The 23439-nt window shown below is 48.4% G+C and carries 13 protein-coding genes; all 13 read left to right on the top strand.

From position 1 onward, the window contains the following. Positions 1 to 35 precede the first annotated feature (35 nt). The 13 genes from DXD78_RS04685 to DXD78_RS04745 all read left to right on the top strand — a co-directional run bounded on the left by DXD78_RS04685 (position 36) and on the right by DXD78_RS04745 (position 23439). Positions 36 to 1691: a carboxylesterase/lipase family protein gene (locus tag DXD78_RS04685; protein ID WP_034529157.1), complete on the top strand. Its 1656-nt coding sequence runs from the start codon at positions 36 to 38 to the stop codon at positions 1689 to 1691. Positions 1692 to 1740: 49 nt separating this feature from the next. Further along, on the top strand, positions 1741 to 4872 hold the full coding sequence (locus DXD78_RS04690) for a TonB-dependent receptor (protein WP_009037377.1): 3132 nt from the start codon (positions 1741 to 1743) through the stop codon (positions 4870 to 4872). A gap of 51 nt (positions 4873 to 4923) precedes the next feature. Then, positions 4924 to 6474 carry a RagB/SusD family nutrient uptake outer membrane protein gene (locus tag DXD78_RS04695; RefSeq protein WP_229079545.1) on the top strand — a complete coding sequence of 517 codons (1551 nt, stop codon included), beginning with the start codon at positions 4924 to 4926 and terminating at the stop codon, positions 6472 to 6474. Between the two features lie 153 nt (positions 6475 to 6627). Then, entirely contained in the window at positions 6628 to 8994 is a 2367-nt protein-coding gene (locus tag DXD78_RS04700) for a glycoside hydrolase family 3 N-terminal domain-containing protein (RefSeq protein WP_117652549.1), read from the top strand. An 86-nt stretch (positions 8995 to 9080) separates the two neighbouring features. Continuing rightward, positions 9081 to 9965, top strand: a complete 885-nt coding sequence (locus DXD78_RS04705) for an esterase family protein (protein WP_009037375.1) — start codon at positions 9081 to 9083, stop codon at positions 9963 to 9965. Between the two features lie 31 nt (positions 9966 to 9996). Then, entirely contained in the window at positions 9997 to 11202 is a 1206-nt protein-coding gene (locus tag DXD78_RS04710; protein ID WP_008661994.1) for an esterase, read from the top strand. Between the two features lie 45 nt (positions 11203 to 11247). Next, entirely contained in the window at positions 11248 to 12444 is a 1197-nt protein-coding gene (locus tag DXD78_RS04715; RefSeq protein ID WP_008661993.1) for an esterase, read from the top strand. 4 nt (positions 12445 to 12448) lie between these two features. After that, complete coding sequence (locus DXD78_RS04720) at positions 12449 to 14773, top strand: glycoside hydrolase family 3 C-terminal domain-containing protein (RefSeq protein ID WP_009037374.1); 2325 nt, start codon at positions 12449 to 12451, stop codon at positions 14771 to 14773. A gap of 136 nt (positions 14774 to 14909) precedes the next feature. Next, the gene (locus tag DXD78_RS04725; protein WP_009037373.1) at positions 14910 to 17399 is read left to right on the top strand and encodes a glycoside hydrolase family 3 N-terminal domain-containing protein; all 2490 of its coding nucleotides are present in this window, start codon (positions 14910 to 14912) and stop codon (positions 17397 to 17399) included. A 470-nt stretch (positions 17400 to 17869) separates the two neighbouring features. Further along, a complete protein-coding gene (gene rimP, locus DXD78_RS04730) occupies positions 17870 to 18337 on the top strand; it encodes a ribosome assembly cofactor RimP (protein ID WP_005824352.1) in 468 nt (155 codons plus the stop codon). A gap of 4 nt (positions 18338 to 18341) precedes the next feature. Beyond that, positions 18342 to 19607, top strand: a complete 1266-nt coding sequence (nusA, locus tag DXD78_RS04735) for a transcription termination factor NusA (protein ID WP_005833693.1) — start codon at positions 18342 to 18344, stop codon at positions 19605 to 19607. Between the two features lie 118 nt (positions 19608 to 19725). Continuing rightward, a complete protein-coding gene (infB, locus tag DXD78_RS04740) occupies positions 19726 to 22773 on the top strand; it encodes a translation initiation factor IF-2 (RefSeq protein ID WP_009037372.1) in 3048 nt (1015 codons plus the stop codon). Between the two features lie 153 nt (positions 22774 to 22926). Beyond that, the gene (locus DXD78_RS04745) at positions 22927 to 23439 is read left to right on the top strand and encodes a CvpA family protein (RefSeq protein ID WP_034529152.1); all 513 of its coding nucleotides are present in this window, start codon (positions 22927 to 22929) and stop codon (positions 23437 to 23439) included.

Genomic DNA, 23439 nt, shown 5'->3' on the forward strand with positions numbered 1-23439 from the left:
ATTGCAATCATAAAAACATAAAACTAATACATAATATGAAAAAGCAATTCTTGTCAGTGTTAGCATTCACCGCCATCCTACTTTCCTCGTGCGGAGGGACAGCTAAAATAGAGAAAGCATCTGCTTGTGGGCAGGAGGGGGAGATTACGGCTTCTTCGGCAACCGCCATTGCCGAGACCGAATCAGGAAAAGTAGCCGGATATGTGGAAAATGGTATCTATATATATAAAGGTATCCCATATGCCAAAGCCGAACGTTTTATGCCGCCCGTGGCCGCTGATAAATGGGAAGGCGTCCGCAGCAGCCGTGCCTATGGCCCTACTTGTCCGCAAGGCAAGCGCATGGGATGGTACAGCGACGAGCAGGCGTTTGCCTTCAACTGGGATGACGGTTATCCTGACGAGAATTGTCTGCGGGTGAATATCTGGACACCGGGACTGAAAGACGGGAAGAAACGCCCCGTCATGGTGTGGCTGCATGGTGGAGGTTATTCCGCTGGCAGTGGTCAGGAGCTTCCCTCGTATGACGGAACAAATCTGGCAAAGAAAGGGGATGCAGTGGTTGTGACGCTGAATCATCGTCTCAACGTCCTGGGTTTTCTCGACCTTTCCGCCTATGGCGATAAATATGCAAAATCGGGCAATGCCGGACTGCTTGATCTGGTGGCGGCACTGCAATGGGTGAATAAGAATATAGAATCCTTCGGTGGAGATGCTCGGAATGTTACCATTTTCGGTCAATCCGGTGGAGGAGGCAAGGTCTCTACGCTACTTGCCACGCCATCGGCGAGAGGCTTGTTCCATAAAGCCATTGTACAAAGCGGATCTATGCTTCGCACGATGGAGCAAAAGTATTCTCGTCGCATTGGCAGTGCCGTGATGGAAGAACTTGGTCTGAAGGCTTCGCAGATAGACGAACTTTGCAAGATGCCGTATGACAAGGTGCTTGCCGCCGGTGACAAGGCGATAGCCAAAGTGCGTGCAGAGGCAGAGAAGGAGGGGGTGTCTTCCTTCATTTTTGGCTGGGCGCCTACGGTGGACGGCGATGTACTGCCCGTACAGCCTTTCGACCCTCAAGCTCCAGCACAAAGCAAGGGCATTCCGGTAATGATTGGCACTACTCTGCACGAATTTACCATGAGTACTTATGTCCCCGCTTTCCGTACCATTACCAAAGAAAAAGCGGTGGAATTCCTGCAAAAGAAATACGGCGAACGTACGGACGAGTTCCTTACCGCTTTCGAGAAAGTCTACCCCGGCTATCAGCCTAAAGATTTGGTGGATGTGGACTTCGTGTTCCGTCCCGGTGCTGTGGAGCAGGCTAAACTGAAAGCTGCGCAGCAGGGTGCTCCGGTCTATATGTACATGTTCGCGTGGGAATCGCCCGTACTTGACGGCATGTTTCGCAGCACGCACTGCATGGACATTCCCTTTGCCTTCAACAATGTAGTGCGCCACGCTTCCATGACCGGGGGTGGCACTGAAGCACAAGCTTTGGGCGAAAAGATGAGCAGCGCGTGGTTGAACTTTGCCCGTACGGGCAATCCCAATGCCGAAGGGTTACCCGAGTGGGAACCTTATACCGCAGAAAAGGGAGCAACGATGATTTTCAATAACGATTGCCAAGTGAAGTATAACCATGACAAGGAACTGCTGGAGGTAGTGATGGCATTTCCTACACGTGGGTTCTGACACTTTCTTAAGAAACCTTTTATTATTAACATAAATCTAATTTAATCAAATGAAACAAAATCTGAAGCAAACAGCTCGGAAGAGACTTGCAGCTATGGCACTCTTCCTATTGATCTGTCTTCCTTTCAGTCTGGCACAAGCCCAGACTATAAAGGTGAACGGTAGGGTTACTGACGACCTGAATGAACCGATGATTGGCGTGAGTATCTTTGAGAAAGGCACTACCAACGGTGTCATTACGGATATGGACGGCAACTACTCTTTGTCTGTGAAAAAAGGAGCGACGATTGTCTATTCTTACATCGGCTACCTGACACAAGAAAAGAAAGCAGTGGCAGGAGTAATGAATGTGATATTGAAAGAAGACACTAAAACGCTGGATGAAGTGGTGGTGGTAGGTTACGGCGTGCAGAAGAAAAGTTCACTGACCGGTGCCGTATCTTCGGTAAAATCAGAAGATATGGAAGCACGTACCATTACCCGTGCTGAGCAGGCATTGCAGGGTAAGACTGCCGGTGTGCAGGTGCTCAGTGCATCGGCCAAACCGGGTGCTTCTCCGCAGGTACGTATCCGTGGAATAAGCTCTAACGGTTCTTGTGACCCGTTGTATGTAGTGGATGGACGTATTGCCAGCGATATTGGTGGTATCGACCCTAATGACATTGAGTCTATGGAAGTTTTGAAGGATGGTGCTTCTGCAGCTATCTATGGCGCTGCTGCCGGTAACGGTGTAGTATTGATTACTACGAAGAAAGGAAAAGGAAACGGTAAAATCACATACGATTTTCAATATACTTCACAGAGTTTGGGTAAAGTACCCGAAGTAATGAATGCTGCGCAGTACAAGGAATTCTTCTTGGAAAACAAGAAGCTTACCCAGAGTGCTTTTGATACCTATTGGGATGGAAAAACCGATACGGATTGGGTCGATGAGGCTTTTGAAAACAGTTCGATGGTACGTCATAATGTGACTTTCCAAGGTGGTAGCGACAGAGGTTCTTTCTATCTGTCATTGTCCCACCTTGATAACGACGGTATGATTGTCGGCAATGCCGATACTTATGAACGACTCACGGGAATGGTAAATGCCAGCTGGAAAATCAAACCTTGGCTGGAGGTAGGTACCAATAATCAGATTGAGCACTACAAAACTCAGTCCGTAGCCGAGGGCAATGAGTATGGTAGCATGATGCTTTCTGTATTACAATTAGACCCTCTGACCAAGCCTCTTTATCCTATTGATGACTTGCCGTTGAATATGGCTACCATCTATAAGGATCATAAGAATATGTTGGGCGATGGAAACGGCAACCTTTATGGTGTATCAGCTTTCACTGGCAATGCCGAAGCTATCAATCCTTTTGCCATGCGTGACAACTCTTATACCAAGAACAGAGGCTTTAATATCAATGGTTCTACTTATTTGAATTTTATGCCTATCAAGGGGCTTACCGTTACTTCTCGTCTTTCTTATCGTTTGGCTTCAACTTCCTCTTATGGCGTGGGGCAATCTTATTACTATACTGACAAGGCTAAACGTGATTGGGTGGAGGTTTCGGCTTCGGATTATAGCCCAACCTATTATCAGTGGGAGAACTTTTTGAACTACACCCGTTCTTTTGGCAAACACAACGCAACATTGATGTTGGGAACTTCTTATAGTCAGAGCCGTTCTTATGGCGTTAGCGGAAGTAAGAAGGGATATAATGAAGATACTACAGATATGTGGGGAAATGTGATTAACAGAGTTTCGCATTTGGGTTTCTTGCAGAATGATCCTAATTTCTTCTACTTTGCCTATGCTACATCTGATGCTGTAAAGGATGTAAGTGGTGGTGAGCCTACCTATACTCGTAAATTATCTTACTTCGGACGTTTGAATTATGACTATGCCGGAAAGTACATGGCTCAGTTCTCACTGCGTGCCGATGCTGCTGACCTCTCTGTGTTGCCAAAGAACAAACGTTGGGGCTATTTCCCGGCAGTTTCTTTGGGTTGGGTTCTTTCGGAGGAAAATTTTATGAAAGGAACTGAAGACTGGCTGTCACAATTAAAGCTCCGTGCCAGTTGGGGACAGAATGGTTCTACTGCATCATTGGGCGGTTATAAATGGAATGTATCAATTGGTGCTACCGGGCATTTGGCTGTAGGTGATAATAATAATTTCTCTTACATCAATGGTTATGCTCCCTCTGCTACCGGTAATGACGGACTTAAATGGGAAACTTCTGAACAAACCAATATAGGTATTGATGCCCGTTTCTTGAATAGCCGTTTGACTGTTACAGCCGATTATTTCCATAAAAAGACAAAAGACCTGATTGTTTCGGGCATTAAGGCTTCAACTGTAGTAGGTAACAGTTTCTCGCCAGTTAATGCCGGTAATATTACGAACAAGGGGTTTGAATTGGAACTGGGATGGCAAGATCGTATTGGTGACTTTGCTTATGGTGTCCGTGCCAACGTTGCTACATTGAAGAATAAAGTGACCAAGATGCATGAGTCTTTATCAAGTATTGATGGGGCTACTTATGTGACTTATGGAGCCATTACCCGTTTTGAGGTAGGTAAGCCCGCGTGGTATTTTTATGGTTATGATTTCATGGGTGTGGATTCAAAAACCGGTGAGCCAATCTTTAGAGATATTGATGGTGTAGAAGGTATTACGGATAATGATAAGACAGAAATTGGTAAGGGAATTGCCGACTATACTTATGGTATTACCTTGAATGCAGCTTGGAAGGGATTTGATTTTATCTTGTTTGGTACGGGTTCTCAAGGTAACGATGTGTTCTGTGGCTTGAACCGTGTGGATTACAATTTGAATCAGCTGACTTATTTTACAAAAAACCGTTGGACAGAAAGCAATCGCAATGGGAAGACTCCTGCATCAGGCGCTACAGATTATACCAAGTATCTGACTTCTTCCGGTTGTGTATTTGACGGTTCTTATTTTAAAATTAAACAGATTCAGTTAGGTTATTCTTTCCCGAAGCAACTGATTAAGAAGGTAGCAATTGAAAATCTACGTATATATGGCTCACTTGAGGACTTCTTTACTTTTACAGACTATCCTGGTTTTGACCCTGAAGTTACCGGTGTCGGAAATTCATTAGGTGTGGATAAAGGTAGTTATCCTAATTCAAAGAAGGTTGTTCTTGGTTTGAGTGTGACATTCTGATTTTTATGAACTTATTAAAATGAAAAACATATGAAATTAAGATATTCTTTAATGCTCGGAGCGCTCCTTATATTGGCTGGCACTTCGTGTGAAGACAAATTGGATATACCTCAAAAAGGTGTATTGGACTTTTCCACTTATTATAAAACTGACGAACAAGCTCAAGCAGCGGCTGATGCGCTTTATATACAACTCAAGGGTACATACTATAACTATACGATGATGAAGAATGCCCTTTCGGACGATGTTTGGGCAGGTGGTGGTGGTCGTAATGACAATGCAGAGCTGGAAGGCTGTAATGAATATTCATTTGGCTCAGACCAAAGTTTTATCGGAGGCGTATGGGAAAGCTACTATCAGCTTATTTATAAGGCGAATGTGATTCTGGGACGTGTTGAGCCTGATACTGATTTGAAGAAGAAGGCTTGTGCTGAAGCCAAGTTCTTCCGTGCTTTTGCTTATTTTGATTTAGTTTCTATGTGGGGTGATGTACCATTGGTAGACCATGAACTTGATAAATCCGAATATCAGTTGGCTCGTTCGCCTAAGGCTGATATTTGGGCGTTGATAGAGCGGGACCTGACTGAAGCTATCAATTCAGGACTCTTGGAGGAAAAGAAGAGTGTAGATGATAAAACGACATGGCGTGTTACCAAGCAGTTGGCACAAGCTATATTGGGTAAAGCTTATTTATGGCAAGAAAAATTCCATGAAGCTGCTGTTGTCTTGAATGAGGTTAGAGCTAGCGGTAAGTATAAACTTTATGATGGAAATTATGAGGATATCTTGACCTACAAGGCTGAGTATAATTGTGAAAGTATGCTCGAAAGTAACCGTATTTTTGATGCAAGTAATTCCATGGATGAGTTCAGTTTCTTTGAGGTGATGAATCATTGGCGCACTGATAAGTTGGATATGTCTGGCTCTAACAATCAGTTTAATGGTACCGGATGGGGATTTATGGTTCCTCAGAAAAAGTTGTATGATGCATTTGTTCAGGAAGAGGGTGTAGATGGTTATCGGTTGAATCAGACAATGAAAACCTATGACCAAATTTCTCAATTAGGTGTCAAGGTTGCCAAAGGGCAGAGTTTGATTAATGAAGGTTATTTCATGTGGAAGCGTCGCTTCTCGAATGTAGAATCTCCTGCTGGTTTTTGGTGTTCATATAATAACTATCGTTGGATGCGTTATGCTGAAGTCTTGTTACTGGCAGCTGAAGCAAACCTGAAGGATGGCAATCAATCCGAAGCTGATGCTTGCTTGAATGAGGTGCGTCAGCGTGCAAGATTGGATGCAAAGACGGCTACCTTGGATGCCATTAAATTGGAAAAGAGACTGGAACTCTGTTCTGAATATACCCGTTATCAGGATATTATCCGTTGGAAAGATGCGGAGGCTTTGCTTAAGGATCAGGGTGAAAGAACACCTATCTTGTCAAATAAGGCAGGAAAAGATGAGCCGGATAATGTAGCGGTAGAATACATTCAGTATAACAAGGATAAAACGCGTTATGGTTTCAAGGAAAGACATTATTTGTTGCCTATTCCGGCAAAGGAAATCCGCTTGAATCCGAATATGGAACAAAATGCAGGTTGGTAAAGCGCATAAAGAATCAAAATCTAACTTCGTCATCTGATGCAGATAGACAAAATTAGATTTTTCTAACTGATTAATTGTTTGTAGAAGAAGTCCCCCGTGGAAATCATCTAATTGTACGGGGGCTTCTTTTGTGGCTTTTTAAATATAATATATATGAGAAGATTGTCAATTACTTTATTTTCACTCTGTCTGGCATCTGCCTTGACTGCACAGACGACCGGTTCGAATCAGTCAGTCAGACTGCGTGCCGATAATATCGACGAAGTAGTCAGTGCCATGACCCTCGAAGAGAAGGTACACCTCGTCATCGGTTGTGGGATGTCGATGGGAAGTGATACCAAGTTTCCCGGAACAGCGGGACGTACTTACGACATTCCCCGACTGGGTATCCCTTCCGCCTATCTTGCCGACGGACCGCACCGGTTGGCGATGGCTGCCAAGCGGGAATTCGACAGCCGTACTTATCATGCTACGGAATTTCCTTCCAGCACCACGGTGGCAGCAACTTTCAATCCGGATGCAGCCCACAAGGTGGGACGTACTTTGGGTACGGAGGTGAAGGATTATGGTTTGGATGTGTTGCTGGCACCGGGTGTCAACCTGATGCGAAATGTGCTCTGCGGACGTAACCATGAATATTATTCGGAAGATCCGGTGCTGACCGGCAAAATGGCTGCTGCTTATATCAACGGAATCCAGAGCCGGGGGACAGGTACCTGCCTGAAACACTTTGCCGTAAACAACCAGGAGACCAACCGCAATAACAACGACTCTCGCCTGACACAACGCCCCTTGCGCGAGCTGTATTTGAAGTGCTTTGAGATTGCTGTCAAAGAGTCTCAGCCCTGGAGCGTGATGACCGCCTACAATAAGGTGAACGGCAAATATACCTGCGAGGACCGTGAACTGACAGAAGACATCCTCCGCGACGAATGGGGATTCAAGGGACTGGTGATGTCCGACTGGAATGCCGGAAAAGATGCCGTGACCTCCATCGTAGCAGGAAACGATATGCTTCAACCGGGGCAGGACCGCCAGTATAAAGCTATTTTGAAAGCCGTAGAGAGTGGTACACTGGATTTGGCACTCCTCGACCGCAGCGTGAAGCGTGTGCTGGAGTTTGTGGTCAAGAGCCATACCTTTGCCGGCTACGAGTATCCCAATAAAACCGACTTGGAGGCTCATGCGCAAGTAGACCGTGAGATAGGTGCGGAAGGTATCGTGCTGCTGGATAACAAGCAGGCGCTACCCATGGCTGCCGGCATCAAAAAAGTTGCCCTTTATGGAACTACTTCCTATGACATGGTTCCTGCCGGCATGGGCTTTGGCAGTACGGGCATCGGTTATTACACGGTTTCTATGGTAGAAGGTTTGCGTAATGCGGGCTACATCGTGGACAAAGAATTGCTGAACCGCTACAAGAAGCATATGGCCGACGAGCAGAAACGGCTTTTTCCTCACGGAAAACCGCCTTTCGCCTTTACTCCGCTGCCCCGTGCCGAGGAGTTCCTGCCCACTGCCGAGGAACTGGCTGCACAAGTGAAAGCCAACGACATTGCCGTGCTTACGCTGGGGCGTGTCAGTGGCGAGGGCTGTGACCGCCGTGTGGAAGATTTCCTTCTGAAGGAGAACGAATTGGCTCTGATTAAGCAGGTGTCTGCCGCTTATCATGCTGCAGGCAAGAAACTGGTGGTGGTTCTCAACATCTGCAGCCCGGTGGAAACTGCTTCTTGGAAGGGACTGGCAGATGCAGTGGTTTGTGCCTTCCAGCCGGGACAAGAGGTGGGCAATTGTATCACGGATATCCTGACCGGAGAGGTGAATCCTTCGGGCAAGTTACCCATGACGTTTGCCGTGAAATATGGCGATGCGCAGTCGGATGCTAACTTCCCTTTTGATTACGAGTTCAAGATGCCGTCGTTTGCTATGGGTACCGGTATGAATTTCAAGTCGAACAAGAAAGAGGAGAAACCGAAGGAACCGGAAAAAAATGTGGATTTCACTAACTATGAAGAGGGAATCTATGTGGGTTATCGCTATTTCGACACTTTCGGTAAAGAGGTTTCCTATCCGTTCGGTCATGGTTTGAGCTATACTGCTTTTGAATATGCGGTAGAGAGCGCCAAAATGGATGCCGACCGCTGCGAGTTGAAGATGAACGTGAAGAACATCGGCAAGGTGGCAGGGCGTGAAGCCGTACAACTCTATGTGAAAGCTCCGAATGGGGGACTTGACAAGCCTGCCAAGGAGTTGAAGGCCTTCGGCAAAACTGCCTTGCTCCAGCCGGGCGAGAGCCAGACACTGATTCTGACTTGGAACGTGATGGACATGGCTTCCTTTAATGAGAAAAACAGCTCTTGGGAGTTGGCTAAGGGTGAATATCAGTGGATGGTTGCCGCATCTTCGGCCGATGTGCGTTGTACAGCGGTACAGAGGGTGACAAAGGCACGCAAGCAGAAAGTGCATGATGCCATGCGGGCGCAAGTGCCTGTGGCTGTGCATCCGATGGTGAAGAGATGAGGGGTATATGCGTGAAAAACTGATATATATCAATTAGTTTTAGAATGGAAAACACTTATTTTGTAGTACATTTTTAAATCGATACCATGAAAAGATTGATACTCTCTCTTTTAGCCGTCTGCTTGCTGTGGATGGCAAATGCACAAAATCCTGCATGGGGACCGCAAAGCAAGGTAGTGACCGACAGCATTTACAGCCAGGTATTGAAAGCACACCGTGCCTACACCATCTATCTGCCGCAAAGCTATAGCAATGAAACGGATAGGAAATATCCTATCCTCTATTTGCTGCACGGCATGTCGGGGGTGAATACCAGTTGGTTTACAGACCAACGTGTGAAGGACGTGATGGACCAGTTGGTGGCATCGGGCGAGGCTTGCGAGATGATTATCGTCAGCCCCAATGCCGGAGGAAATCCGGCCACTTGCTGGAACGGCTACTTCAACATGCCGGGATGGGCTTACGAAGATTTCTTCTATAAGGAGTTCCTTCCTTATATAGAGAAGACCTACCGGGTGAAAGGTGATAAGCAGCATCGTGCCATTGCCGGACTTTCTATGGGCGGAGGTGGAACGACGAGCTATGCACAACGCTATCCGGATATGTATTGTGCTGCCTATGCCATGAGTGCTTTGATGAACATCCCCGTCAGTGGTGAGGAGGTGGGAAAAGATCCCGACCCCACAAACAAGATGGCTGTGCTGACGCGTTCTGTGCAGGAACATAGTTGCATCAGGTATGTGGTTGAGGCAGATGATGCGCGTAAGGCACAGCTTCGTACAGTACAGTGGTTTGTGGATTGCGGAGATGATGACTTTCTGCTGGACCGTAATATAGAGTTTTTCCAAGCGATGCGTAATGCCGGTATCCCTTGCCAGTTCCGTGTGCGGGATGGCGGACATACCAGCGAATATTGGCATTCGGCACTTTATATGTGCCTGCCTTTTGTAAGTCGCTGCTTTGCTAAATAACAAGAAGCTAATTCATTTAATATAAGAAATTATGAAAAGATTATTAAGTTTGGCAGCGATGCTGCTGGTCTGCTGTGTCACCCTTTTTGCACAGCAAGCTCTTTGGGGAGGTGCGGCAGTTGTCTCTCCTGATATTCATGACGACAACACGGTTACTTTTCGCTTGAAAGCTCCTAAGGCTGTAAGGGTGCAGATTACCGGTGATTTTCTGCCTCCACAAACTATTAAGACTCCTCGTGGCGATTATGATGCACCGGGCATTGCCGATTTGACAGAGGGGAAGGATGGCGTTTGGGAATTTACTACTCCCGAACCATTGAAGCCGGAACTTTATGGATACTCCTTTATTGTGGACGGATTGAGAATGATGGACCCGAGCAATGTTTACATGATTCGGGATGTGGCTACCGTGACCAATGTATTTATCATCGGTGGTGACCGTGCCGATTTGTATAAAGTGAATAAGGTACCCCATGGAACGGTAAGTCGCATGTGGTACAATAGTCCTTCGCTGGGAATGGACCGCCGTCTGACGATTTACACTCCGGCTGGTTATGAAACCAGCGGCAAGCGTTATCCGGTATTTTATCTGCTTCATGGTGCAGGTGGTGATGAGGAAGCTTGGATTGCTCTTGGCCGTACTTCGCAGATATTGGATAATCTCATTGCACAAGGCAAGGCTAAACCTATGATTGTGGTGATGACTAACGGCAATGCTTGGCAAGATGCTGCTGCAGGTGAATCTCCCAAGGGTTTTGTTGCCCCCTCCATGCGTCCCGACGAAAGAGCGAAGGTGGCGGAAGGTGCTTTTGAACTCTCGTTCCCCGAAATCGTGAAGTTCGTGGAGAAGAATTTCCGCACTCTTGCCAATAAGAAGAACCGTGCCATTGCCGGGCTTTCTATGGGTAGTTTCCACTCTTGCAATATTTCCAAGTATTACCCGGACATGTTCGACTATGTAGGTCTTTTCTCCGGTGCAAGTACCGGAAACGATAAATCGACTTGTCCGGTCTATACCGACTTCGAAGGTAAGCTGAAGACTCAGTTTGCCAAGAAACCGGCTCTTTACTTCATCGCATGCGGCAAGACGGACTTTGTTTATAAAGGTGTGGCCGATTTTCGCAAGTTGCTTGACGACAATGGTTATAAGTACGAGTATCTTGAAACGGGCGAGGGACATATCTGGAGGAACTGGCGAATCTATCTGACGGAGTTCGCGCCGAAGTTGTTCAAATAAGAGGATTTGGTATAACTAATTTAATAACAAAATAACATACGTATCATGAAAAGAATTTCTATTTTGTCAGCTCTGTTGCTGATGTGTGCGATGACTTTCGCGCAACAAGCTCTCTGGGGAGGCGCTCCCGTGGTCTCACCTGAGATACACGACAACAATACAGTAACTTTCCGCTTGAAGGCGCCGAAAGCCGTAAAGGTGCAAGTAACCGGCGACTTCCTGCCTACGCAGAAAATCAAGACTCCTTTTGGTGAGTTTGATGGTCCGGGTGTGGCAGATTTGAAAGAGAACAAGGACGGTGTGTGGGAATTCACTACTCCCGAACCGCTGAAACCGGAACTCTACAGCTACACTTTCCTGGTAGACGGACTGAAGATTAACGACCCTGCCAACGTCTATATGATTCGAGACGTGGCAAGCGTGACGAATGTATTCATCATCGGTGGTGACGAGCGCATCGACCTTTACAAAGTGAATAAAGTTCCTCATGGAACGGTATCTAAGGTATGGTACAACAGCCCTACGCTGGGTATGGACCGCCGTCTGACTGTCTATACGCCTGCCGGATATGAGACAAGCGGCAAGCGCTATCCTGTCTTCTACCTGCTGCACGGCATGGGTGGCGACGAGAACGCATGGAGCGAACTGGGACGTACGGCACAGATTCTGGATAACCTCATCGCCCAAGGCAAGGCCAAGCCGATGATTGTAGTAATGACCAACGGTAACGCTGCGTTGGAGGCTGCTCCGGGTGAATCGTCACTGGGTTTTGCCGCTCCCAGCATGAATCTGCCCAAGACGATGGAAGGCTCTTTCGAGACTGCTTTCCCCGACGTGGTGAAGTTCATTGATAAGACTTACCGTACGCAGGCCAACAAGCAGGGTCGTGCCATTGCCGGATTGTCTATGGGCGGTTACCACTCCATGCACATCTCCAAGCAATATCCGGATATGTTCGACTATGTAGGTCTGTTCTCGGCAGCCATCATGCCCAACAAAGATGTGAAGTCTCCGATTTATGACAACCTTGAAGCCAAACTGAAAACCCAGTTTGCCAAGAAACCGGCACTCTATTACATTGCTATCGGTAATAAAGACTTCTTGTTCCAAGCCAACAGCGACTACCGCAAGATGTTGGACGAGAAGGGTTACAAATATGAATATTATGAAACCGGAGAAGGTCATATCTGGAAGAACTGGCGTATTTACCTGACAGAATTCGCACCGAAGATATTTAAATAAGATTATGAAGAAGAATATCATATCCATGGCAGCAGCAATGGCTGTTTTGTCAGCTTGCGGACCGGGTGTGCCGCAGCTTGGAAAGTCCTCTCTGGATGAGGTGATTGGCGCCATGACCTTGGAAGAAAAGGCGCATCTGGTAGTGGGTACCGGTATGGCAGGTTTCTCGGGTGACAGTGCCGTAATCGGTGCAACGAGAAAGCTAGTGCCGGGTGCGGCAGGAACCACATACCCGATTGAACGCCTCGGCATTCCCGCTGTGGTGCTGGCTGATGGTCCCGCCGGACTGCGTATCGACCCCAAGCGTGAGGGGGATTCGGCTACGTACTATTGTACTCATTTCCCTATCGGAACTTTGCTCGCCTCTACCTGGGACCAGGAACTGGTGGAAAGTGTAGGTCAGTCCATCGGTAACGAAGTGCTGGAATACGGTGCGGACGTGCTGTTGGCTCCGGCGCTGAACATTCACCGTAACCCGCTTTGCGGACGTAACTTCGAGTATTATTCTGAAGACCCGTTGGTGTCGGGTAAGATTGCCGCCGCCTACGTACGTGGTGTGCAGAGCAACGGTGTGGGTACCAGTATCAAGCACTTTGCTGTGAACAACCAGGAAACCAACCGTATGGCTACGGATGCGCATGTATCTCCACGCGCCTTGCGCGAAATCTACTTGAAAGGGTTCGAGATTGCCGTGAAGGAATCCGCTCCTTGGACTGTGATGTCCTCATACAACTACCTGAACGGTGTCTACACTTCGGAAAACAAGGAGTTGCAGACAACCATGTTGCGCGACGAATGGGGCTTCAAAGGCATAGTGATGACCGACTGGTTTGGCGGCAAGGATGCCGTGGCACAGATGGTGGCAGGCAACGACATGTTGCAGCCCGGTCTGCCCAAGCAGTACGAAGCCATCGTGAAGGGTGTGCAGGACGGAGCGTTAGATGAAGCCATCCTCAATCAGAATGTGAAGCGTATTCTGGAGATGATTCTCCAGACTCCCCACTTCAAGGGATATAAATACTCCAACAAGCCTGATTTGAAGGCGCATGCTGCCGTTACTCGCCAGTCGGCAACGGAAGGTATGGTATTGCTGAAGAACGATAACGGTGCTCTGCCGCTGGCTGCCGACGTGAAGAACGTGGCACTCTTCGGTTGCACTTCCTACGATTTCATTGCAGGCGGTACAGGTTCGGGCAACGTGAACCGCGCTTATACCGTTTCGCTATTGGACGGCTTGAAGAATGCCGGCTATGTGGTGGATGAAGCGCTGAAGAATAGCTATGAAGCTTACCTGAAAACCGAGAAAGAACGTCTGTCCAAAGATAAGAAAGAGTGGTTCATGCCCGATACCCGTCCGGCTGAGATGGCTGTTTCCGCACAAGTCATCCGCGAGCAGGCTGCCAAGGCCGATGTGGCACTGGTGACGCTGGGACGTACCTCCGGTGAGTTCCTTGACCGTATGGTAGCCGACTTCAACCTCACCAAAGAGGAACAGAACATGTTGAAAGCTGTGTCCGATGCTTTCCACGCTGCCGGAAAGAAGGTAGTGGTAGTGCTCAATATCGGTGGTGTGATTGAAACTGCTTCTTGGAAATCTGCTCCCGATGCCATTCTTTGTGCATGGCAGGCAGGCCAGGAGGGAGGAAACAGTGTGGCTGACGTGCTGAGTGGCAAGGCTTCTCCTTCGGGCAAGCTGACAATGACTTTCCCGGTGAAGTTTGAAGATGCCGCTTCTTCCGACAACTTCCCGATAGACATGCGTGTGAGCACCGACCTCATGAACAAAGGCGGGAAGAAGAACGACGTGAAGAACGTGGACTATACCAATTACGAAGAGGACATTTACGTGGGTTACCGTTACTTCGACACCTTTGGCAAGCAGGTTTCCTATCCTTTCGGTTACGGTCTTTCCTATACCACTTTTGCTTACGACAAGGCTGCTGTCAAGGCAGACAACGGTGTCTATACCGTGTCTGTAGAAGTGAAGAACACCGGTAAGGTAGCAGGCAAGGAAGTGGTTCAGCTTTATGTATCCGCTCCCGATGTTGCTGCCAACAAGCCCGAAAAGGAACTGAAGGCTTTTGCCAAGACCAAGGAGCTGAAACCGGGCGAAGCGGTTGTGGTGACGCTGAAAGTGAATGCTGATGACCTGGCTTCCTACGATGAGGCTGCATCGGCATGGGTGGTAACTCCCGGAAACTACAAGTTCCTCGTCGGGGCTTCCTCACGCGACATCAAGGCTACGCTGGAGGCTGAAGTAGCTGCCGCAACGCAGAAGACGAACAACATCCTGAAACTTCAGGAACCGATGAGCCTCTTGAAGAGATGAGAGTAGGATTGTCTGAAAAAATAACAAATCATACCCTAAAAAACATCCTGTTGTACCCTTTGGTATGGCAGGATGTTCTTATCTTTGTGCCTCGTATAAACAGATAGTGCAACTATTATAAACCAATATCACAACCATGAGTAAAAAGTTAATCTTATCTTTAGCCCTATCAGGGTTAGTACTTGCTTCTACGGCGCAGACCACTGTTGCGCCTGCCATTCCAAGAGACGAGAAAATAGAACAGCAGATTGAGACTTTGCTGAAGAAGATGACGCTTGACGAGAAAGTCGGTCAGATGTGCGAACTCACTATCGACCTCCTGCAGAAACGCGCCAATCCTTTTGCCGGTCTCAATCCGAAAGATATAACTGTAGATGATTTGAAGAAAATCGTCAAGAGGTATAAGTTAGAGAAAGAGTTCAAGCTGGGTAAGGAGATGCCTTCGCAAGAAGTGATGATGCAGCTCTATATGCGTATCCAGGGTATTGAGAATGCCAAGGGCTTCCAGTTGGACGAGGCGATGCTCGACTCTGTCATCGGAAAATACAAAGTAGGCTCCATCTTGAACGTGCCTAACGGTGTGGCACAAAGCGTGGAGAAGTGGCAGGAAATCATCAAACGCATTCAGGAGAAATCCATGGAGGTGATGGGTATTCCTTGTGTGTACGGTGTAGACCAGATACACGGAACTACCTATACGCTGGGTGGTACTTTCTTCCCGCAAGGCGTCAATATGGGAGCTACCTTCAACCGTGAACTGACACGTGAAGGTGCACGCATCTCCGCTTATGAAACAAAGGCGGGAAGCATTCCCTGGACGTATGCCCCGGTGACCGACCTCGGACGTGACCCGCGCTGGCCTCGTATGTGGGAAAATTATGGTGAAGACGCCTACGTCAATGCCGAAATGGGACGTGAAGCAGTTATCGGTTTCCAGGGCGAGAACCCCAACCTGATTGGCGAGAACAACGTTGCCGCTTGTATGAAGCACTATATGGGTTATGGTGTTCCCGTTTCCGGTAAGGACCGTACGCCGTCTTCCATCACCGAGCAGGATATGCGTGAGAAGCATTTCGCTCCTTATCTGGAAATGGTGAAAGCAGGTGCCCTCTCCGTGATGGTGAACTCCGCCATGAACAACGGTCTGCCTTTCCATGCCAACTATGAGCTGCTGACCAAGTGGCTGAAAGAAGACCTCAACTGGGACGGTATGATTGTGACTGACTGGGCGGACATCAACAACCTTTATAGCCGCGACCACATAGCCAAGGATAAGAAGGAAGCCATCAAGCTCGCCATCAATGCCGGCATCGACATGTCGATGGACCCGTACGACTGGAAGTTCTGCACACTCCTGAAGGAGCTGGTGGAAGAAGGCGAAGTCCCCATGAGCCGCATTGACGATGCGGTGCGCCGCGTATTGCGCCTGAAGTACCGCCTCAATCTGTTTGAGAAACCCTATTATGATTTGAAAGACTTCCCGCTGTTCGGCAGTGCGGAACATGCCGCCGCCGCACTCCAGGCTGCCGAAGAGTCTTTGGTACTCCTGAAGAACACAGACGGCATACTGCCGCTGGCAAAAGGCAAGAAACTGCTGGTTACCGGTCCGAATGCCAACTCCATGCGTTGCCTCAACGGCGGCTGGTCCTACTCTTGGCAGGGTGACAAGGCAGACGAGCATGCAGGCCAATATAATACCATCCTCGAGGCTTTCACCAATAAATTCGGTGCGGACAACATCATCTACGAAGCCGGTGTCACTTATAAGCAAGGTGGCAACTGGTGGGAAGAGAATGCTCCTGAGATAGAGAAAGCCGTAGCTGCCGCTGCCGGTGCCGACTACATCGTTGCCTGCATCGGTGAGAACTCTTACTGCGAGACTCCGGGTAACCTGACGAACCTCTTCCTCTCACAGAACCAGCTCGACCTGGTGAAGGCTCTTGCCAAGACCGGCAAGCCCGTCATTCTGGTGCTGAACGAGGGCCGTCCACGCCTGATAGCCGACATCGAGCCTTTGGCAAAGGCTGTGGTCAACACCATGCTTCCGGGCAACTACGGCGGCGATGCGTTGGCAAACCTCATTGCCGGCGACGCCAACTTCAGCGGAAAGATGCCTTTCACTTATCCGAAGGAAATCAACTCGCTGATTACGTACGACTACAAACCGTGCGAACACATCGGCAAGCAGATGGAAGGCGCTTATAACTACGACGCGCAGGTGTCCGTACAGTGGGCGTTCGGCTACGGTTTGAGCTATACCACCTTTGCGTACAGCAACCTCAAGGTGGATAAGTCGGACTTTACCGCTGATGATGTGCTTACTTTCACCGTTGATGTGAAGAATACCGGTGACCGTGTCGGCAAGGAGAGCGTGTTGCTCTTCAGCAGTGACCTCGTTGCCTCCCTTACTCCCGATACCCGCCGTCTTCGCGCTTTCGAGAAAGTGGAACTGAAACCGGGCGAGACAAAGACCGTGACTCTGAAACTGAAAGGCTCCGACCTTGCTTTCGTAGGCTATGATGGCAAGTGGATTCTGGAGAAAGGTGACTTCCGCATCCAGACGGGTGACCAGACTGTGAACGTGGTTTGTACGGATACCAAGAAGTGGGAGACTCCGAATAAGTGATACGATAAGGTCTTTTAGACCTTTAGAACCATAGTAAAAGGGCCGATAGCATGAAACAAGCTATCGGCCTTTTATTTTTCCGCGTTGTCTTTCAACAGTATCTTTTTTCCGCTTGTACCTCCTTACTTCTTTTCCTGAAACAATAGAGATTGTACGCATGAGATGTATATCTCATGTTGTTCGAGATGTGCATCTCGTTGTGCTTGACATGTGCATCTCATGCAGTATGGAACGTGATAATTCATTTCATAAAGTATAAGCTTCTGTCTCATAAGATTATATGTTTTACACTTTATCTTGAAGTGTTGAAAGGGCGTGTCTGTAATATAATTCTCGTTTGAACCGTTAAATCAATCTTTTTTTCTCTAATATTTTGTAGTCGAACAGATTATTTATATCTTTGCAAGCGAAAACGGATGAAAGGTGGAGGGGCGATTAAGCTCCTCTTTTTTGTTCCTAATGGTTAATCTATGATAGAAAAGAAAACTGTTTGTCAGATTGTTGACGAGTGGCTGGCAGGAAAGGACTACTTCCTTGTGGAGGTGACAATCAGCCCGGATGACAAGATTTTGGTGGAAATAGACCACAAAGAAGGTGTTTGGATTGAGGACTGTGTAGAGCTGAGCCGCTACATCGAGTCCAAGTTGAACCGTGAGGATGAGGATTATGAGTTGGAAGTCGGTTCGGCCGGCATCGGACAGCCCTTCAAGGTACTGCAGCAGTACATTAACCACATCGGCAAGGAAGTGGAAGTGCTGGCAAAGGACGGCCGCAAGCTCAGCGGCGTGTTGAAGGAAGCCGACGAACAGCATTTCGTCGTGACCATTCAGAAGAAAGTGAAAGAGGAAGGTGCCAAGCGTCCCAAGCTGGTGGATGAGGACTTGACCTTTACGTATGAAGAGATAAAATACACTAAATACTTAATCAGTTTTAAATAAGACTATGGCCAAAAAAGTAGAAACTGTCAGCTTGATAGATACATTTTCGGAATTTAAGGAACTGAAGAATATCGACAGAACCACGATGGTAAGCGTACTCGAGGAGTCGTTCCGTAGTGTGATTGCGAAAATGTTCGGTACCGATGAGAATTACGACGTAATTGTAAACCCGGACAAGGGTGACTTCGAAATATGGCGTAACCGTGAGGTAGTGGCAGACGAGGATTTGGAAAACCCGAACCTGCAGATCGCATTGTCCGAAGCACAAAAGATTGATGCTTCTTATGAAGTGGGCGAGGAAGTGACGGATGAAGTTATCTTCGCGAACTTCGGTCGCCGTGCCATCTTGAACTTGCGCCAGACGCTGGCCTCCAAGATATTGGAACTGGAGAAAGATAGTATTTACAACAAATACATTGATAAAGTGGGTACCATCATCAATGCGGAAGTCTACCAGATTTGGAAGAAAGAGATGCTGCTGCTCGATGATGAAGGCAACGAATTGTTGCTGCCCAAGACCGAACAGATACCGAGTGACTTCTACCGCAAGGGCGAGACCGCCCGCGCCGTAGTTGCACGTGTGGACAACAAGAATAATAATCCGAAGATTATCCTGAGCCGTACGTCGCCCGTCTTCCTGCAACGTCTGTTCGAAATGGAAGTACCCGAAATCAATGACGGACTGATTACCATCAAGAAGATTGCCCGCATCCCCGGCGAGCGTGCCAAGATTGCCGTTGAGAGCTACGATGACCGTATCGACCCGGTAGGTGCCTGCGTGGGTGTGAAGGGTAGCCGTATTCATGGTATTGTCCGCGAGCTTCGCAACGAGAATATCGACGTTATCAACTATACGTCCAATATCCAGTTGTTTATACAGCGTGCCTTGAGCCCTGCCAAAATTTCTTCCATCCGCTTGAACGAGGAAGAACGCAAGGCTGAAGTGTTCTTGAAACCCGAAGAGGTGTCGCTGGCTATCGGTAAAGGCGGTTTGAATATCAAGCTTGCCAGTATGTTGACTGAGTACACCATCGACGTGTTCCGTGAGTTGGATGAGGCCATAGAGGATGAAGACATCTACTTGGACGAATTCCGTGATGAAATAGACGGTTGGGTTATCGATGCCATCAAGGCTATCGGTATCGATACGGCTAAGGCTGTGTTGAACGCTCCCCGTGAGATGTTGATTGAGAAGACGGACCTCGAAGAAGAGACGGTGGACGAGGTATTGCGCATTTTGAAACAGGAGTTTGAAGAGGAGAATGAATGATTTACGATTTTACGATTTACGATTTACGATTAGAGTTTGATTGTAAATGTAAGTCGTTCCGCTCCGAGTATTATCAATCGTAAATCGTAAATGGTTAAATCGTAAATAGAAAAAATTGATGACGATAAGGTTAAACAAAGTAACAAGAGATTTAAATGTAGGGATTACGACGGCTGTCGAGTTCCTGCAAAAGAAGGGATTTACCGTTGAGGCAAATCCGAACACAAAAATTACGGATGAACAGTTCGAACTGCTCAAAAAGGAGTTTAGTACAGATAAGGACCTTAAGATAAAGTCGGAGCGTTTCAGCCAGGAACGTCAGAGCAAGGACCGCAACAAGGCGTCCGTGTCTATTGACGGCTATAGGGAAACGCAGGAGAAAGCGAAGCCCGAGGAGATTAAGACGGTTGTTCCGGAAGACGCACGTCCGAAGTTCAAGCCGGTAGGCAAGATTGATTTGGACAAACTGAACCGTAGACCTGCTCCTGCTCAGGAAAAAGAGAAAGAAGCGGAAAAAGCGGTAGAGGAGAAGAAGGTGGAGGAACCGGCAGTTGTAGAAACGCCGAAACCGGAACCTGCTCCTGCTCCCCAACCGGAACCACAGCCGCAACCGGAGGTACAGCCGGCATCTGAGTCCGAGCCGCAGCCCGTTTCGGAACCGCAGCCACAACCCGTTGTCAAGGAAGAGCCTGCTCCGGTTGTAGAGGCTCAACAAGAATCTAAAAAGGAAGAAATGATAGAAGCGCCTGCTCCCGCACCGGCAGCTGAAGAAGCACCGGTTGAAAAAGAGGGGAAAGAAGAAGGAGAAGAAATCTTCAAGATACATCAGCCTGAGTTTGTTTCGAAGATTAATGTCATCGGACAGATAGACTTGGCGGCCCTGAACCAATCCACACGCCCGAAGAAGAAATCGAAAGAGGAGAAACGCAAGGAGCGTGAAGAGAAGGAAAAGATTCGCCAGGATCAGAAGAAGCAGATGAAGGAAGCTATCATCAAGGAAATCCGCCGTGATGACAGCAAGTTGAAGGATACCGCTGCCGGCGATGCCAACGGCAAGAAGAAACGTGTCCGTATCAATAAGGAGAAAGTGGACATCAACAATGCTTCCAACTTCCAGCGTGGTGGCAACGACCGTGGACACGCAGGTGCCCAGCAAGGTCAGGGTGCCCGCCCGCAAGGTGGAAACCAGCCTGGTGGAAACAATGCCAATAATAACCGCAACCGCAATAAGGACCGCTTCAAGAAGCCGGTCATCAAGCAGGAGGTTAGCGAGGAAGATGTAGCAAAGCAGGTAAAGGAAACTTTGGCACGCCTCACTTCCAAAGGAAAGAACAAAGGTGCCAAGTATCGTAAGGAAAAACGTGACATGGCTTCCAGCCGTATGCAGGAATTGGAAGACATGGAAATGGCAGAAAGCAAGGTACTGAAGATTACGGAATTCGTGACGGCCAACGAGTTGGCAAGCATGATGGATGTTTCTGTTACTCAGGTCATCGCCACTTGTATGAGCATTGGTATGATGGTATCCATCAACCAGCGTCTGGATGCCGAGACCATCAACTTGGTGGCTGAGGAATTCGGCTTCAAGACAGAATATGTAAGCGCAGAAGTGGCGCAGGCCATCGTAGAGGAAGAGGATGATGAGGAAGATTTGGAACCTCGCGCTCCGATTGTAACGGTGATGGGTCACGTAGACCACGGTAAGACTTCATTGCTCGACTATATCCGTAAGGCGAATGTGATTGCCGGTGAAGCGGGTGGTATCACACAGCACATCGGTGCCTACCACGTGTCGCTGGACGACGGACGTAAGATTACATTCCTCGATACTCCGGGCCACGAGGCGTTTACCGCCATGCGTGCCCGTGGTGCCAAAGCTACGGATATTGCCATCATCATTGTGGCTGCTGACGACAACGTGATGCCGCAGACAAAGGAAGCCATCAACCATGCCATGGCTGCGGGTGTTCCTATTGTATTTGCAATCAATAAGATTGATAAACCGACTGCCAACCCCGACAAGATTAAGGAAGAGCTGGCTGCCATGAACTTCTTGGTGGAAGAGTGGGGCGGTAAGTATCAGTCGCAAGATATCTCTGCCAAAAAGGGTATCGGTGTACCCGAGTTGATGGAGAAAGTGCTGCTCGAAGCAGAAATGCTGGAGTTGAAAGCAAACCCGAACCGCCGTGCTACCGGTTCCATTATCGAGTCCTCATTGGATAAGGGTCGTGGCTATGTGGCTACGGTACTCGTTTCCAACGGTACCTTGAAAATGGGCGACATCGTGCTGGCGGGTACCAGCTACGGTAAGGTGAAGGCTATGTTCAATGAGCGTAACCAACGCATGCAGGAGGCTGGTCCTTCTACACCTGCCCTGATATTGGGCTTGAACGGTGCACCTGCTGCTGGCGACACGTTCCACGTAATCGAAACGGAGCAGGAAGCACGCGAGATTGCCAACAAACGCGAACAGTTGCAGCGTGAACAAGGTTTGCGTACGCAGAAGATGCTGACGCTCGACGAAGTGGGCCGCCGTCTGGCGCTGGGTGACTTCCATGAGCTGAACGTGATTGTGAAGGGTGACGTGGACGGTTCTGTGGAAGCGTTGAGCGACTCTTTAATCAAGCTGTCTACGGAGCAGGTGCAGGTAAACGTAATCCACAAGGGTGTCGGTCAGATTTCCGAATCGGATGTCTCGCTGGCTGCCGCTTCGGATGCGATTATCGTCGGTTTCCAGGTACGTCCTTCGGGTGCTGCCGCCAAGATGGCAGAGCAGGAGGGTGTGGATATCCGCAAGTACTCCGTCATCTACGATGCCATCGAAGAGGTGAAGGCTGCCATGGAAGGTATGCTGGCACCGACATTGAAGGAGCAGATAACGGCAACCATCGAGGTGCGCGAAGTGTTCAACATCACGAAGGTGGGACTGGTGGCAGGTGCCATGGTCAAGACCGGAAAGGTGAAACGCAGCGACAAGGCCCGTTTGATACGCGACGGTATCGTAATCTTTACGGGTGCCATCAATGCCCTGAAGCGCTTCAAGGACGACGTGAAGGAGGTAGGTACCAATTTCGAGTGCGGTATCAGCCTGACAAACTGCAACGACATCAAGGTGGGCGATATTATCGAATCTTACGAAGAAATAGAAGTGAAGCAAACATTATAATTGAATAATGTGCAAATATGCTAATGTGCCAATTGGCTGCGCGTACAGAAAATGCCGCAGGGCAATTGGCACATTTTGCATATTAGTTATTTGCTCATTGACCCATTAGCATATTGGCACATTAGCATATTGTCACATTGGTACATTAATTTTATGGCAATTATAGATATCATCATATTGGCTGCTTTCGGCTTGGGCGCAATCATCGGCTTCATGAAAGGTTTTGTGAAGCAATTGGCCTCTCTGCTGGGGCTGATTGTCGGTCTGCTGGCGGCAAAGGCTTTGTATGCCTCGTTGGCAGTGAAGCTGTGCCCCATGTTGACAGACTCTATGACAGTGGCGCAAGTACTGGCATTTGTCTTCATCTGGCTGGCTGTTCCTTTGCTCTTCTCCCTGGTGGCTTCTCTGCTGACCCGGGCAATGGAGACCGTCTCGCTGGGCTGGCTCAATCATTGGTTGGGGGCTGGTCTAGGGGCTTTGAAGTACCTCCTGCTGACGAGCCTGCTGATTGGTGTCATCGAATTTATAGACGGAGACAATACGCTGATTAGCAAAACAAAAAAGAAAGAATCAGTGTTATATTATCCTATGGAAGAGTTTGCCGGGATATTCTTTCCCGCAGCAAAGGCGGTTACGGAGCAGATTGTAAACGGAGACTTTGACTGA

Source organism: Bacteroides sp. D20 (genome assembly GCF_003436255.1).
Taxonomy (GTDB): Bacteria; Bacteroidota; Bacteroidia; order Bacteroidales; family Bacteroidaceae; genus Bacteroides; species Bacteroides uniformis.

Coding starts and splice junctions, on each gene's coding strand:
- nusA (WP_005833693.1), top strand. CDS start 18,342: ATGGCCAAAAAAGTAGAAACTGTCAGCTTGATAGATACATTTTCGGAA.
- DXD78_RS04715 (WP_008661993.1), top strand. CDS start 11,248: ATGAAAAGAATTTCTATTTTGTCAGCTCTGTTGCTGATGTGTGCGATG.
- DXD78_RS04720 (WP_009037374.1), top strand. CDS start 12,449: ATGAAGAAGAATATCATATCCATGGCAGCAGCAATGGCTGTTTTGTCA.
- DXD78_RS04685 (WP_034529157.1), top strand. CDS start 36: ATGAAAAAGCAATTCTTGTCAGTGTTAGCATTCACCGCCATCCTACTT.
- DXD78_RS04745 (WP_034529152.1), top strand. CDS start 22,927: ATGGCAATTATAGATATCATCATATTGGCTGCTTTCGGCTTGGGCGCA.
- DXD78_RS04695 (WP_229079545.1), top strand. CDS start 4,924: ATGCTCGGAGCGCTCCTTATATTGGCTGGCACTTCGTGTGAAGACAAA.
- DXD78_RS04710 (WP_008661994.1), top strand. CDS start 9,997: ATGAAAAGATTATTAAGTTTGGCAGCGATGCTGCTGGTCTGCTGTGTC.
- DXD78_RS04700 (WP_117652549.1), top strand. CDS start 6,628: ATGAGAAGATTGTCAATTACTTTATTTTCACTCTGTCTGGCATCTGCC.
- infB (WP_009037372.1), top strand. CDS start 19,726: ATGACGATAAGGTTAAACAAAGTAACAAGAGATTTAAATGTAGGGATT.
- DXD78_RS04725 (WP_009037373.1), top strand. CDS start 14,910: ATGAGTAAAAAGTTAATCTTATCTTTAGCCCTATCAGGGTTAGTACTT.
- DXD78_RS04690 (WP_009037377.1), top strand. CDS start 1,741: ATGAAACAAAATCTGAAGCAAACAGCTCGGAAGAGACTTGCAGCTATG.
- rimP (WP_005824352.1), top strand. CDS start 17,870: ATGATAGAAAAGAAAACTGTTTGTCAGATTGTTGACGAGTGGCTGGCA.
- DXD78_RS04705 (WP_009037375.1), top strand. CDS start 9,081: ATGAAAAGATTGATACTCTCTCTTTTAGCCGTCTGCTTGCTGTGGATG.